Annotated in this window: 12 protein-coding genes; 1 reads left to right on the plus strand and 11 read right to left on the minus strand. The window is 45.1% G+C overall.

The window, feature by feature from the left end; genetic code table 11:
* Positions 1 to 540: 540 nt before the first annotated feature.
* Positions 541 to 1,407, minus strand: a complete 867-nt coding sequence (locus OE749_RS13110; RefSeq protein ID WP_263712913.1) for a flagellar protein MotY — start codon at positions 1,405 to 1,407, stop codon at positions 541 to 543.
* Between the two features lie 317 nt (positions 1,408 to 1,724).
* Between OE749_RS13110 and rnt the strand changes: the two genes are divergently transcribed.
* Positions 1,725 to 2,405, plus strand: a complete 681-nt coding sequence (rnt, locus tag OE749_RS13115) for a ribonuclease T (RefSeq protein ID WP_263712914.1) — start codon at positions 1,725 to 1,727, stop codon at positions 2,403 to 2,405.
* Between the two features lie 96 nt (positions 2,406 to 2,501).
* On the opposite strand, the gene purF is transcribed toward rnt, so the two are convergent.
* From purF to OE749_RS13165, 10 genes are all read right to left on the minus strand, one after another.
* Positions 2,502 to 4,016, minus strand: coding sequence for an amidophosphoribosyltransferase (gene purF / locus OE749_RS13120; RefSeq protein ID WP_263712915.1), 1,515 nt, complete (start codon positions 4,014 to 4,016; stop codon positions 2,502 to 2,504).
* Between the two features lie 14 nt (positions 4,017 to 4,030).
* The gene (locus OE749_RS13125; RefSeq protein WP_263712916.1) at positions 4,031 to 4,519 is read right to left on the minus strand and encodes a CvpA family protein; all 489 of its coding nucleotides are present in this window, start codon (positions 4,517 to 4,519) and stop codon (positions 4,031 to 4,033) included.
* A gap of 107 nt (positions 4,520 to 4,626) precedes the next feature.
* Positions 4,627 to 5,223, minus strand: coding sequence for an SPOR domain-containing protein (locus OE749_RS13130; protein WP_263712917.1), 597 nt, complete (start codon positions 5,221 to 5,223; stop codon positions 4,627 to 4,629).
* Between the two features lie 12 nt (positions 5,224 to 5,235).
* Positions 5,236 to 6,534 carry a bifunctional tetrahydrofolate synthase/dihydrofolate synthase gene (gene folC, locus OE749_RS13135; RefSeq protein ID WP_263712918.1) on the minus strand — a complete coding sequence of 433 codons (1,299 nt, stop codon included), beginning with the start codon at positions 6,532 to 6,534 and terminating at the stop codon, positions 5,236 to 5,238.
* 5 nt (positions 6,535 to 6,539) lie between these two features.
* Positions 6,540 to 7,388: an acetyl-CoA carboxylase, carboxyltransferase subunit beta gene (gene accD, locus OE749_RS13140; protein ID WP_263712919.1), complete on the minus strand. Its 849-nt coding sequence runs from the start codon at positions 7,386 to 7,388 to the stop codon at positions 6,540 to 6,542.
* Between the two features lie 139 nt (positions 7,389 to 7,527).
* The gene (gene truA, locus OE749_RS13145) at positions 7,528 to 8,307 is read right to left on the minus strand and encodes a tRNA pseudouridine(38-40) synthase TruA (RefSeq protein ID WP_263712920.1); all 780 of its coding nucleotides are present in this window, start codon (positions 8,305 to 8,307) and stop codon (positions 7,528 to 7,530) included.
* 29 nt (positions 8,308 to 8,336) lie between these two features.
* Complete coding sequence (locus OE749_RS13150; protein WP_263712921.1) at positions 8,337 to 9,452, minus strand: alpha/beta hydrolase family protein; 1,116 nt, start codon at positions 9,450 to 9,452, stop codon at positions 8,337 to 8,339.
* 241 nt (positions 9,453 to 9,693) lie between these two features.
* On the minus strand, positions 9,694 to 11,478 hold the full coding sequence (locus tag OE749_RS13155) for a flotillin family protein (RefSeq protein ID WP_263712922.1): 1,785 nt from the start codon (positions 11,476 to 11,478) through the stop codon (positions 9,694 to 9,696).
* A gap of 25 nt (positions 11,479 to 11,503) precedes the next feature.
* Positions 11,504 to 12,139 (minus strand): YqiJ family protein, encoded by a 636-nt coding sequence (locus OE749_RS13160; RefSeq protein WP_263712923.1) that lies wholly within the window; start codon positions 12,137 to 12,139, stop codon positions 11,504 to 11,506.
* A 421-nt stretch (positions 12,140 to 12,560) separates the two neighbouring features.
* A partial coding sequence (locus OE749_RS13165; RefSeq protein ID WP_318527882.1) for a FimV/HubP family polar landmark protein occupies positions 12,561 to 14,048 on the minus strand: 1,488 nt, incomplete at its 5' end.

Here is a 14,048-nt window from a genome sequence, read left to right on the forward strand (position 1 = left end):
GCGCAACGCGCCAGCATAAGTTTGAGATAAACTTTCGCAATACGGCCTCAAAACAGCCCAATTAGGTCAATATGACATCAATTCTCAAATCGAACCTGAGGTTACCGTTAGATTATCGAAACAAAACGCGGCGCAGCGCGCCAGCTTAAATTTGAGATAAACTTTCGCAATACGGCCTCAAAACACCCCAATTACGTCAGTATGAAGACAACTCTCAAATCGCTCCTGAGGCTACCGTTAGATTATCGAAACAAAACACGGCGCAACGCGCCAGCATAAGTTTGAGATAAACTTTCGCAATACGGCCTCAAAACAGCCCAATTAGGTCAATATGACATCAATTCTCAAATCGAACCTGAGGTTACCGTTAGATTATCGAAACGAAACGCGGCGCAACGCGCCAGCATAAGTTTGAGATAAACTTTCGCAATACGGCGTGCTAAATATATGAGGACAAACCAGAGGCTAGCTGAGCCAAGCCTTTACGAAATCGCTATGTAAAAGCTGGCTCGTGTAAATCGCTATGACAAACGGTGAGGTTTAAGGTTTTGCCATACGTACCACAACGCGTCGGTTCTTGGCTCGCGACGCGCTGTTGGTGTTGGGTGCAATATGGCGTTTTTCACCATGAGCCGTCACTTCAATGCGATCTGACTCAACGCCAATGTTACTAAAGTAATCTTTCACCTCGTTTGCACGGCGCTCAGATAACTTCAGATTATTCCATCGGCCGCCATAGCTATCGGAATAGCCATCTAGCAGCACTAACTCTAATTCTTTGTCTTCTTTAAGGTATTCACCAATCATAGACAGGCGTTTCTGTGAGTATTTGGTAAGCTCGACAGAATTCTTTTTGTAGCTTAAAACCGTATAGGCAATATCGTCAAAACTATACGGCAGTAAATTGGCAACGCATCGTGAAAAGTCTTCATAGGATGGACGAAAGTTACTGGCGTTTAATCCAACCGCAACACGATCATAATCGTTATACCAATCTTGATAAAAAATGGTGGGCCAAAACCCTTTCTCCAACTCAGACAACATAATCCACGCGGCTTTTTGGGGTAAATCGCCATTATATTGTTTGCGTAAATTCATGTCGGCGATAGAGCGTTGAACTTCGCCCGGCATCCATTTAGGAGGAACCGAATACACAGCAGCAATTCCGTACGTATCAGGCAAACGCATCATATCTAGCTCGAATTCCATATTCAGCTGTTTGGATGCCATACTGGTAAACATAGCCTCACCATACCCTGGAATAGGATGTGCTAAGGTACATTCTAATCGGCTGGCTTTTTTTAACTGCCAATCAGACGACTCAACCGGCGCGTTGTATTGCCGCAATCCTGCCAATGCATTAAATGTCAGGCACGCGATACTTGCGGCCAACAAAGTTTTTTTCATGATACTGTTCTGCCCCCAACAATCATGATCTCATGACTACCTTCACGTTATCGGCGGTTTGGCGATAAGGTTTAATACTCATCAACCAGAATAGAGATCGTAAGTGCGTATATGACGCATGCACATTCGATCACCTAAACAAAGATATTTGACTTTACTCACTTCAATATCATACCTCAAATTACCCAAAATGCGCGGTCACTTGTCGAATATCAGCTAAAATTTGTCCAATTAAATCACCTCTATTCAGCATAACTGGATAGACTCGCTAATAATTGCCATAATTGCCGACCCATTTCAGATAGAGCCAACGCCCGATGAGTCAACCCGTGTTACTTAAAGAACGTTTTCGTGGTTATTTCCCTGTCATTATTGATGTAGAGACGGCTGGATTTCATGCTAACCGTGATGCCCTATTAGAGCTGGCTGCGGTGACGTTAAAAATGGATGAAGCGGGCGTGATATATCCAGATAAAACATTTCATTACCATATTGCTCCCTTTGAAGGCGCGAATTTAGAGCAAGCCGCGCTAGACTTTAATGGTATCGATCCATTCTGTGCTCTGCGTGGGGCTATAGAAGAAACTGATGCGATGAAAGACCTGTGCAAAAATATCCGTAAAGCACAAAAAGAGGCAGAATGTCAGCGTTCCGTCATTGTGGCGCATAATGCCGCATTTGATCAGGGGTTTGTGAATGCAGCGATAGAACGCAGTAGAATAAAGCGCACGCCTTTTCATCCATTCGTTTCATTTGATACGACCAGTCTTGCAGGGTTGGCGTTAGGGCAAACTGTATTGGTGAAAGCCTGCCGTGCAGCTGGCATTGCCTTTGACCAAAATGAGGCACACTCAGCGCTTTATGATACCCAGAAAACCGCTGAGCTATTTTGTTATATAGTCAATACGTGGAAAAACTTAGGGGGTTGGCCCCCGCCTGTGACACAGTCATCATCGGACAATAGCGAAGCACCAGAAGAAGATAATCCACTGAGCTAACGCTGCTCGCCTCATTTTTTAGCGAGTAACCACTATTTATTTTCGTTATTTAACGGCGCAACCGCGCCGTTAAATAGTCAACGCAGCCAATCTACGTTATTGATCCATATTATGCATTTCGAGATTACTCATCTCTGCACTAGACGAGTTAGACTTTGCTTCGTCACTGCGCGCCATATCAATTCGCTCTAAATATGCTTGATTCACATCGCCTGTTACATAGTTGCCATCAAATACTGATGTCTCAAAACGATTAATTGTCGGGTGCTCCTCACCAACTGCAGTGGCAAGATCTTCTATATCTTGATAAATCAGGCCATCAGCACCAATTAATTCGCATATTTCATCAATATCTCGTCCATGCGCTATCAATTCATTGGCCGAAGGCATGTCGATTCCGTACACATTTGGGAAGCGAATTGCAGGTGCTGCTGACGCAAAGTACACTTTTTTCGCCCCAGACTCCCTTGCCATTTCAATAATTTGCTCTGACGTGGTGCCTCGCACAATGGAGTCATCCACTAAAAGAACGTTTTTACCTTTGAACTCAGATGAAATCGCATTTAATTTTCGGCGCACTGATTTTCGGCGCATCGTTTGTCCTGGCATAATGAAGGTTCTGCCGATATAGCGATTTTTTACGTACCCTTGACGGTAAGGCACATCTAGCTCTTGTGCGATTTGCAGCGCAATATCCATAGACGTTTCAGGAATTGGAATGACCACATCTATATCAAGATCAGCCCATTCTCTGGCAATTTTTTGCCCTAATTTACGTCCCATGTTAACGCGAGACGCATATACAGAAATACCATCAATGAAGGAGTCAGGGCGAGCAAAATAAACGAACTCGAAAATACACGGCGCATGGACTGGGTTTTCAGCGCACTGTTGAGTATGAAGCTCACCGTTTTCGGTTACAAAGACCGCTTCACCAGGTGCGACATCTCGAATTAATTCGAAGCCCACAGAATCCAACGCGACACTCTCTGACGCTACCATGTATTCGTCGCCACCATCCGTTTTTCGTTTTCCCAGCACCAAAGGGCGAATGCCGTAAGGATCACGAAATGCCACCATTCCATTGCCGATAATTGCTGCCACTACTGCATACGCACCTCGAATTCGGCGGTGTACATTGGCAACCGCCTTAAACACTTCTTCAGGCTCTAAAGTTAATCCTGAACAGTTTTGTAGCTCGTGAGCAAAAATGTTTAATAATAATTCGGAGTCAGAGGTGGTATTGATATGGCGGCGAGCAATTCGAAAGACTTCTTCTTCAAGTTCGTAGGCATTGGTAAGGTTACCGTTGTGTGCGAATGCGATGCCGTAAGGAGAGTTAACGTAGAAGGGTTGGGCTTCTGCAGAACTGGAACTGCCTGCGGTGGGATAACGTACATGCCCTATTCCTGAATTTCCTGTGAGCCGATACATATGGCGATTTCGAAACACATCCCGAACCAGGCCGTTGGCTTTTCTCAGGTGGAACATGCCGTCGTCTATGGTCATCATTCCAGCTGCATCCTGCCCCCTGTGTTGTAGCACTGTTAATGCGTCAAACAGTGCTTGGTTTACAGGGCCTTTGCCAACAATTCCAACAATACCACACATGCGATTTACCTACTCTAAACGGGCTTTAAGAAACTAGAGTTGTTTTCCAAAAATGTAAAAAACCACTCTATCACGGGTTCAAATTGGGGTATTAACACAGACCCTCCCCACCAGCTACTCTGGTCTGAGGCAGTGAACGTGTCCATAAAAAACAATAATGCACTGACAATTAAGGTGCCGCGCACAGCGCCAAATACCAGTCCGAGTGCCCTGTCGGTGCCCGACAAACCACTAAATTCAACCAATTGTCCAATAAGGTAGTTAATAAGTCCGCCAAGAATCAAGGTGGCGGCAAACAATATCGCAATCGCAGCACCGCTTCTGACGAGAGGGTCATTAAAATACGTAAGAAGTACCGCAAGATCGGCGTAAAATTGACTAGAGACAAAGAACGCAGCAAACCATACTGCGAGAGAAATCGCTTCTTTTACAAAGCCGCGAATCAGACTGATGATTGTCGAGACCGCGATAATGCCAATAATGGCGTAGTCAATCCAAGTCATAGTAAGGAATTAAGCCTTTGATGATAGTCACTTTTTTCTAAGCGACGGAAATCATACGATGGAAAAAACGCGCGCATTCTATCAAAAATAGGTAGAAATACCAGCAATCATTTTACCGTAAATGGCGTTAAGCGCCCCTTTAGGTTAGTCAGTTCCTGTAAGTGAGGGATGGCATTTTCGAGTTTTTGTTTGTCTACATCTGGGCCAACAAACACTTTATTTAACTTACCCGCAGCAGTTTCGACTGGCTGGCTAAAAGCCCGATAGCCAGCACCTTCTAGTTTCGTCATCAGCTCTTTAACATTTTTCTGGTGGCGAAACACGCCCAGTTGCACGACCCAGCCAGCAGTTTCCATTAATTTTGTTTCGTCAGTTTCAACAACGGTTTGCGCTTCCAAGTCAGCGTCAAAGGATTGAGATTGTCGGGCTGCAACATTGGCGGATTCACTTTTATTCGGTTCAGACGGCTCATCTAAAACAGGAGAGGTAACCACTTCGACTTCACGCACCGCTTTACTCTTCACATCCTCAGCTGGGAATTCAGACGTGTGCATGACGGGCTTCACCGCAGGCTTTTGTGGTAAATCTACGAACAAATCACGACTAGTTTGCTTTTTTCCATCGAGAATGTCTGGCAGAAAAATTACTGCTAACGCAACGATTATAATGGTGCCCACCAATCGATTTTGAAATGCAGAAGTCACTCTCTCCCCCCTTTATCTATTATATTTTTTCAGCGCATCTGCAACCGTAAAGAACGACCCAAACACGATGACTAGATCGTCTGAATGTGCCTTTTCAGTCACGGTATCTAGCGCTTCTTCAACTGATGTGAAGTCTATCACTGTTTGATGTCCGACCAGTAGCGGTTTGAGCATATCCGTAGATGCCCCTCTTGGCACAGACAGTGGCACCAGATTCCATGAGGCCTCAAATTCACGCAGTGGAGCCAAGCTCCCCTCAATGTCTTTATCAGACAACATGCCCACGACAAAGTGCAGTGCCCGGTAGTCAAATCTGCGAATTTGCCTCGCAAGATAGCCCGTTGCCTGTGGGTTGTGAGCCACATCCAACATGACTCGTGGTGCGTCATGAACGATCTGACATCGCCCTGCCAGCGTCATACCTTGTAACACGTTGTTCAGTTGGCTCGGTGTTAGTTCGATGCCCAGCTGCATGAGGACAGCCAACGCGGTAGACGCGTTCTGTACAGGTATATTAGGTAGAGGAAGATGAGACAGAATCTTGTCACCGTGACGCCAATGCCAGGCTGAGGGCAACTCTTCATAGCCAAACTCGTCACCTTGCCACAAGCACCGGCACTGAACCTCCGAGGCCACATCATATATGGATGCAGGTGGGTTCGGATCACCAACAACCACGTTTATGCCTTTACGCATGATTCCGGCTTTTTCTCGCCCAATGACTTCGCGATCGTCACCCAACCACTCTTTGTGATCAATATCGATACCTGTAATGACGGCTAGATCAGGATCGATGATATTCACCGCATCTAAACGGCCACCAAGACCCACTTCAAGTAGCGCTATATCAACCTTAGATTCAGCGATTAATACAAACGCTGCAAGCGTTGCAAATTCAAAGAATGTAAGGGAGATATCACCACGCGCTTCCTCTACCCGAGCAAACGCATCACAATGGGACTGCGGTTCCAGCATTTGTCCGTTGATTCGTACACGCTCTCGATAATCAAGAAGGTGAGGAGAGCTATACACAGCAACGGTTTTTCCAGCTTGCATTAAGCCATATTCGACCATAGCGCAGGTAGAGCCTTTGCCATTTGTGCCCGCAACCGTCACAACGGTGCTATTTTTTAACGAAATATTCAAACGCTGAAAAACGGTGTTGATTCTATCCAACCCCATATCAATATTTTTCGTATGAATCGACTCTAAATAGGTGAGCCATTCAGAAAATGAGCGGCTTGTTGAATCAGTGATGGCATCAGAAAGGCCACCATTATGGTGGCCAGATGAAACGTCGCGGTTTGTCATGAATGTTAGCTATGCTGTGCGTGTAATTTTTCGAGAATACTATAAAGTTTATCACGCATTTGACGTCGATCGACAATCATATCGATCGCCCCTTTTTCCAATAAGAATTCGCTGCGTTGAAATCCGGGCGGAAGGGTTTCACGTACCGTTTGTTCAATAACGCGCGGCCCAGCAAAACCAATTAAGGCGTTGGGTTCGGCTATATTCACATCGCCTAACATTGCTAAACTGGCCGAAACGCCCCCCATGGTAGGATCTGTCATCACCGAGATGTACGGCAGACCTTTTTCGCTCATTTTAGCTAACGCTGCGCTGGTTTTTGCCATCTGCATTAAGGACAACAAGGCCTCTTGCATGCGAGCCCCACCACTTGCTGAAAAACAAATGAGTGGCATATTGTGCTCAAGACAGGCTTCAACAGCCTTAACAAATCTTGCGCCCACAACCGATGCCATAGAGCCTCCCATAAACGAGAACTCAAACGCAGCTACCACGACAGGCATACCATTGAGCTTGCCCTGCATAACCACCAAGGCATCTTTCTCATTCGTTGATTTTTGCGCAGCCGTAATGCGATCTTTGTATTTTTTCGAGTCTTTAAATTTCAGTACATCTTGTGGCTCTAACTCTGCGCCCAATTCCTTTCTGTCGCCTTGATCAAGAAAACTGTTAACGCGAGCACGGGCTGAAATTCGCATGTGGTTGTCGCACTTAGGGCAGACCTCTAATTGCTTCTCTAACTCTGTTTTGTATAAGACAGAGTCGCATTTACCGCATTTGCTCCACAGTCCCTCAGGTACATTACTTTTTGTAGATGACTGCGTACGAGGCAGAATTTTTTGTATCCAACTCATCGACTTTTTCCTATCGGCTGCAACGGCAGCTTATTATGTTTATCCGAAAATTGGCGACATTAAATCACAATCCAGTCAGCTTTCGAAAACAAAACTGGTCTTAGAAGTCATGCCTAGATATTACTAAATATGCGTACAATTACAAAAATAAAGGCCCAAGTGGCGGTTTTGGCAAAGAAAACGCTTCTGGATATGTTACATCCACTAAGTATAAACCATTCGGTTTCGCTGTTGCGGCGGCGAGTTTACGGTCTTTTTTTGCCAACAATTCCGCAATCCAATTTTCAGGTTTTCTTCCCGCACCGACTTCAATAAGGCTCCCCGTAATGTTGCGCACCATATGGTGTACAAATGCGTTTGCTTGGATATCAATAACAATATATTGCCCACGTCGTTCAACTTTTAAGTGGGTGACATGCCGATAAGGCGATTTAGACTGACACAACGCGGCCCGAAACGAACTAAAGTCATGCTCCCCCAGTAAACTTTGACCTGCACGGTGCATTTTCTCAGCATCAAGATCTGCATATACATGGGTCACCCCTGAATGCAAAATAGCAGGTCTAAAACGATGATTAAAAATCACATATCGATAACGTCGTGCCGTAGCCGAAAATCGCGCGTGAAAAGTGTCTGGAACGGTTTGTACCCACCGTACGGCAACAGAGTCGGGAAGGTTAGCATTAACCCCCATTGTCCATGCTTTATCGGGACGCTGAGCATTCGTGTCAAAATGAACGACTTGACCTGTTGCGTGCACACCAGCGTCAGTGCGACCTGCACACGCAACTTCAATAGATTCACTCGCAACCGTTGATAAGGCTTTTTCCAAATGCTCCTGAACACTAGCGACTTCTCGCTGACGCTGCCAACCAAACAATGCAGCACCATCATATTCAATTCCCAACGCTATTCGCATAAATTCAATATACTCTTACATACCCATTTCTATCTATCCGCGTAGTTTACCTGCTTATGACGTAAATTGCTGTGTTTCGTGGTGGTAAAAAACGTAGATACCAAAAACTGATCAATGGTTGCCAATACTCGCGCTTGTACCGCATCTCTAGACACCCCTTCTTTGTCTATACATAAAGCAACGCCCAAAGCAGTATAGCTATGGTTACAGGCATCGAGAAAAACAAAATGCCCTTCTTCATCTTCTAATGTCATATGAATTGAGTGGTTGAGCGTGTCAGCGATGTATTGACCATGTGCAGGGTAATATAAAAAATCATTATTTTTTGCTCCAACAATCAGGGCGGGATGCGATAACTGCTCTAAGCTGCGTCGGGCTGTAATATGACCTAAAGCAGGATCAAGCAGCATTAGCGCAGTCACGCGGCTATCTGTGAAGTCCTGTTCTATCGGATGCCAATCTTCATTTTCAGGCTCAAAATATTGTAGATATGCACAACTACGATCTCTTTGAGCGTGTTCAGTTGAGCAATAATTCGCCAATTGCTCAGGTGCATACCGAGCGCCAGCAAGCATCAACGCCGTTGAACCGCCAGCAGAATGCCCTATCGCTGTAATATTGCGCCAATTTACAGGTTGGCTGAACAATAACCTTGTACTGTCATCAGGTAACACATTCCGCTCAAGCCGGTGTAAAACAAAAGACACATCTTGTGGCCTTAGCCACAGTTTCAATGCCGTAGCATGGTCAACCGTGTCCTGCCCGTAGACCCAAGATTCACCGAAATGACTAATGCCGACAACTACGTACCCTCTGCGAGCGAGTGCGTTGCCCACCCAGTCATAATCATCGGCTGAGCCCATCGAGCCATGAGAAAGAACAAAGGCCCGCTCCGTATTGGCTTCTTCGCTTAAACATAAATGTGCAGACCTACAAGCTCCATCTTTTTTTGGATACCACAAGGTTACCCGAACAGGGCGTGCGCGAGAGTTATCGTAAAAAGTGACATGCTGTTTTTTCGCAGCATACTCTGCTTCAGGTAGCCGCGACTCTTGTGCCAATGAGGCAGCACTCGCTTGATTTGACCAAGATGTAATACCGATCAGTAACAGTAATAACGCTTCGCGAATCCAATATAAATACATATTCATCCCTCCATTAAGGTTTAACGAAGAGTAACCAACAAGAAGGTTAATTGGATGTGCCAAAAGTCATATCTGTCAGAAATATCCCCACGGATGGGCTTCACTCACATTGAGTTAGTTTGCCATTAGGCAATCTATACATACTGATAAAATTGTTTGGTAGTAAGGTGATGTTGAGGCTTAGAAAAAATACCTGAACTGACAAGATATCAGCTCAGGTATAGGTGACTAGACGGTATATTTATTTTTTGCCAGCGATATCTTCGGTAGACGAGTGTACTTCTGACACTTGCACCTGCGCATCAGACAACGCGACTTTGCCCTGCTCTACCGCATTGATCGCATCTTCTACAATGGGAACATTGCCTTTAATTAAGTCATCTAGCGTGCCATTGTTAGCATCCACCACACCGATTTCTCTCAGTAGCGTGTCAACCACTGGTGCATTTGCACGATAATTCAGTGCGGCGCTCGTTACTTGTTCTGCAATGCTACCATTCCCCACTGAACCAGCTGATGCCGCGCCCGAGGTTTGACCATTGTAGCCTTGAAGAATCTTGATCCCTTCAATATTCTCAAGTGGCCTTACGGCGCTGGCAACGATTTCTGGCAAGACTTTAAGCACGGCCAGCGACTTTTGTAAGGCGATTTGCTCATCTTTGAGCATGTTGTCGGCTTCGAACATTGCTTGCTTACCCGCAGCTTCCACTGCATAGACCTTTTCGTCAGCTTCCGCTTGTAATTTCTTCGCATCGGCTTCCGCTTTTGCTTCTGTAAGAATCGCTTCAGATTTGTCCTCTGCAGCGGCTTTTACGGCTTCCGCTTGAACACGCACAGAAACCGCTTCACGTTCGGCTTCTTTTTTTGCATCGATCAATTCAATTTCCATGCGACGATTCGCTTCGGCTACTTGCCGGGTAGTAATAACCTCTTCCGCCTTTTTCACTTTTTCTTTTTCAGCTTCTGCCGCTTTTGCTTGCGCTGCTGATTCTTCTTCTGACTTGGCGGCAATCGCAATATGCTTATCTTGTTCTGCTACTTCTAAATCGCGTTCTTGCTGAATGCGTGCTTGCTCTATTGCGTTTCTTTTTTCGATTTCTCGCTGCTCTATTTCTCGCTTCTTCGCAATTTCCGCTGCCTCTAACGCACGTTCTTTAGCAATTTCTGCCTCACGCTCTTGCTGCTCTTTTAGCTCACGGTTTTTTGCAATTTCAGCTTTTTGGTCGGCGCGCTTAAATTCCAATGCCTGTTGATGTGCAAGTTTCGCTTCTTCTTCTTGCTGCGATATGGTGAGAGATTGTTTCTCAGCTTCAAGATTAACCTGTTCAATTTTAATGCGGTTTTCTTGCTGTATGTCGTTAGTTTCTTTACGCTTTTCTTCGATGATTTTTGCCAGACGTGCACGACCTTCTGCATCAAACGCATTGTTTTCATTAAAAAAGTTCAGATCAGTTTGATCAAAACCCGTTAGTGAAACGGACTCTAACTCCAAGCCATTTTTCTCAAGATCATTCATCACGTTTTGCTGCACTTTTTGTACAAAATCAGAACGCTGCTCATGCATTTCTGTCATCGACATTTCAGCAGCAACCGCTCGAAGTACATCAACAAATTTAGATTCCATAAGCTTCTTTAGCTCTTCTACGCGCATGGTACGGGTACCTAGCGTCTGAGCAGCCATAGAAATCCCCTCAGCATGAGGAGCAACACGAAGATAAAAATCTGCTTTGACATCTACTCGCATGCGATCTTTAGTAATAAGTGCGTCTTTCTGTGTTTTTTCTACTTCAATACGCAATGTATTCATGTTCACAGGAATCGTTTCATGCACAACGGGCAATACGATAGCGCCGCCATCTTTTACGACCTTTTCACCGCCTAATCCAGTACGCACAAAAGCGATTTCTTTTGTAGCTCGAGTAAACAGTTTTGCCATAATCAGACCAATGGTCAATAGCGCCACAAGCACTGCGCCCGTGATGATCATTATAAATGTGAGATTGCTTTGGTCAGTCAATCCTTCCATGGGGTACTCCTAGTTTTTTATTTGATTAATCGAATGCGATGGCATTCCAAATGGCGTTACTTTTCTCGACAAGCACCACTTGTCGGCCAGATAAAAACTCCAACTCATCTGACATAGGTTGCACTAGCACGTAGTGTTTCTGTCCAAAATCATCGGTAAAGACTGCTTCAGCTGGGTTTCCTAACGACGCTTTTCCTACTGTAATGCGTGCGACTCGCCCTTTGAATTCATCTGAATATATTGCTGCGCTTTCACTTTTAGGTACGAGTCTAGCGAGAATGTCACCGATGAAATGGCAACTAAAAACAGCAAACAACAGCGCGAGTACAAAAACAATCCAGCTCGGAATAGGGACACTAATGACAAAATGAGACACATAATTAATGGCTAACCCACACACGCCAAATGCAGTTAAACATATGGTAAGCCACACAAGAAACGGCAACTTATGCAAACACAACCATCCCAATATGCTCGTTAGACCACCACTCACATCGAGATCGGCATCTGCATCCAAGTCAAAGGGCAAGATGTCATCAAGGGTGCTAGCAACACTAAAACCAATCAGAGCAGCAACGCCTTCGATCAACCCCAAACCTAGGATAATCATGATGGCAGCCGAATAGAGGGAATTAGCGTCAGAAATCAAGAATGGAATCATGGGTGACATATCCTTATGTGCCATATTAGGTCAAATACAGCTTCATGTGCTGAATTAGAGTGACTTTCCTCTCAGTGACCATTATTAGTTTAACGACAGAAGATCAATTTGGTAAATCGCTATCGGAATCAGGCATTTAGCCTGCAACAACCATAGGCGCCGCTTTCATCACACTCTAAAGGGATGAACGATTGTCGAACAATCAAATGCCTAGGTTCAGCGAAAGATCTATTTACTTCCCTTTATTTTGCCTTTTTCAATCACTATTGGGAAGAGGAAAACAGGTACAGTTTCAGAATTTCTGCACCTGCTTGTAAATATTGGTGAGTAGATACCAGTTTATTCAATTGAGTCCAAAGGACAACACACACTATAAAGGTAGCCTCATCTTATGATTTGATTCAATTCAATAAAACAAACGCTAAGACAATGAATCTAATATAGATTTAGCTTCCCGCTGCTGCTCTTCGCTGCCTTTTTCAGCCACATCAAGCAGTAGCTGTTTAGCTGCATCATTGTCATCCATTTCAAGATAGGCTCTGGCAAGATCCAGTTTCGCGCCCATGCCTTGGTCGGCATCAACATCTACGCTATCTTGATCACCGCTGACCCCAGAGTATTCCTCTAACGACACATCAAGATTGAGATCACGCTCTGGCATGTCTTCTTCGTCTATGTCGCTTTCACTTAATAGCGTTTCTACATCTACAAAGTCGCCATCCTCTTCAAGCTCGAAAATATCATCATCCAAAGATGTCTCTGGTGACTCTGATAGCAGGGCATCTAGATCAATATCTGCTTCAGCATCATCACGATTGTGTTCTTGAGCTTCAGAAAGTGCATCCTCTTCTAACGCATCAATTGCCGAATCCGTTTCTACGTCTTCGTCTAATGTATCGAGTAATTCATCAAAATCCGTTGATTCCAGTTCATCAAGAATCTCGTTATCAACGCTTTCTTCTTTTTGCTCAGAATCAGCATCTGAAAGCCAATCATTTAGGCCAGGTACGTCATCCAATTCTTCCGGCCCGTCGCTATTCGACGATTTGGATGGCGGTTGCTCTTCTTTTTCTGACGTTGTCTCTCCAGTTTCAAACTCTTCGGTAAAGCTGTCTAACGCTTGCTCGAGATCATCATCATCTAATTCGTCAAGATCTCCTAGTGAAGGCAATTCATCAACCATTCGTTGACTTGCTTCATCTGCGGCTCGTTCTTCGTCAGACAATGTACTTTGCTGTTGAGATTCAGGTCCACTTTGCTCTTCTTCAACCAGTTCTTCATCTGGTACATCTAACGAAAATTCTTCCAGCGCTTTGTCAAACTCATCCACCTCTTCGGCAGAATTTTCAGATTCAGTGACTGGCTCACTCTTACTGTCATCTTCAGAATTTATTTGACTTAACAGCTCATCCGCGGTTTCAGACACAATATCATCAGATGACACTGTATCAGACTCTACGGCTTCGTCTGACGGGGCATTCTCGTCATAACTGAGGATGTCGTCAAAGTCGTCAGTGTCTATTTCTGACGGTTCTGTCTGGGCGCGTTCTTCATTATCTTCTTCAGAGGTTGCATCAGCCGGTTCAGATACGTCTTCCGACGACGTCTCGGACGAAGTTTCAACCGATGTATCATCAGAAACGTCAGGTAATTCACTCTCTTCATCGGCCTCCAATTCCGACTCAAGATCACCACTGTCTAGTGCATCGTTAAAATCGTCTTCGATAACATGCTCAAGCTCCTCCGACACCAGATCATTTTGCTCTTCATCAGGCACATCTTCCGAGACTGGCTCTGGCTCTGGCTCTGGCTCTGGCTCTGGCTCTGGCTCTGGCTCTGGCTCTGGCTCTGGCTCTGGCTCTGGCTCTGGCTCTGGCTCTGGCTCTGGCTCTGGCTCTGGCTCTGGCTC

Source organism: Fluctibacter corallii, from assembly GCF_025751585.1.
In the GTDB taxonomy this organism is placed as follows: Bacteria; Pseudomonadota; Gammaproteobacteria; order Enterobacterales; family Alteromonadaceae; genus Fluctibacter_A; species Fluctibacter_A corallii.

Bases quoted from the DNA above. Each gene is read 5' to 3' on its own strand.
- OE749_RS13110 (WP_263712913.1), bottom strand. From the start codon at position 1,407: ATGAAAAAAACTTTGTTGGCCGCAAGTATCGCGTGCCTGACATTTAAT.
- rnt (WP_263712914.1), top strand. From the start codon at position 1,725: ATGAGTCAACCCGTGTTACTTAAAGAACGTTTTCGTGGTTATTTCCCT.
- purF (WP_263712915.1), bottom strand. From the start codon at position 4,016: ATGTGTGGTATTGTTGGAATTGTTGGCAAAGGCCCTGTAAACCAAGCA.
- OE749_RS13125 (WP_263712916.1), bottom strand. From the start codon at position 4,519: ATGACTTGGATTGACTACGCCATTATTGGCATTATCGCGGTCTCGACA.
- folC (WP_263712918.1), bottom strand. From the start codon at position 6,534: ATGACAAACCGCGACGTTTCATCTGGCCACCATAATGGTGGCCTTTCT.
- accD (WP_263712919.1), bottom strand. From the start codon at position 7,388: ATGAGTTGGATACAAAAAATTCTGCCTCGTACGCAGTCATCTACAAAA.
- truA (WP_263712920.1), bottom strand. From the start codon at position 8,307: ATGCGAATAGCGTTGGGAATTGAATATGATGGTGCTGCATTGTTTGGT.
- OE749_RS13150 (WP_263712921.1), bottom strand. From the start codon at position 9,452: ATGTATTTATATTGGATTCGCGAAGCGTTATTACTGTTACTGATCGGT.
- OE749_RS13155 (WP_263712922.1), bottom strand. From the start codon at position 11,478: ATGGAAGGATTGACTGACCAAAGCAATCTCACATTTATAATGATCATC.
- OE749_RS13160 (WP_263712923.1), bottom strand. From the start codon at position 12,139: ATGATTCCATTCTTGATTTCTGACGCTAATTCCCTCTATTCGGCTGCC.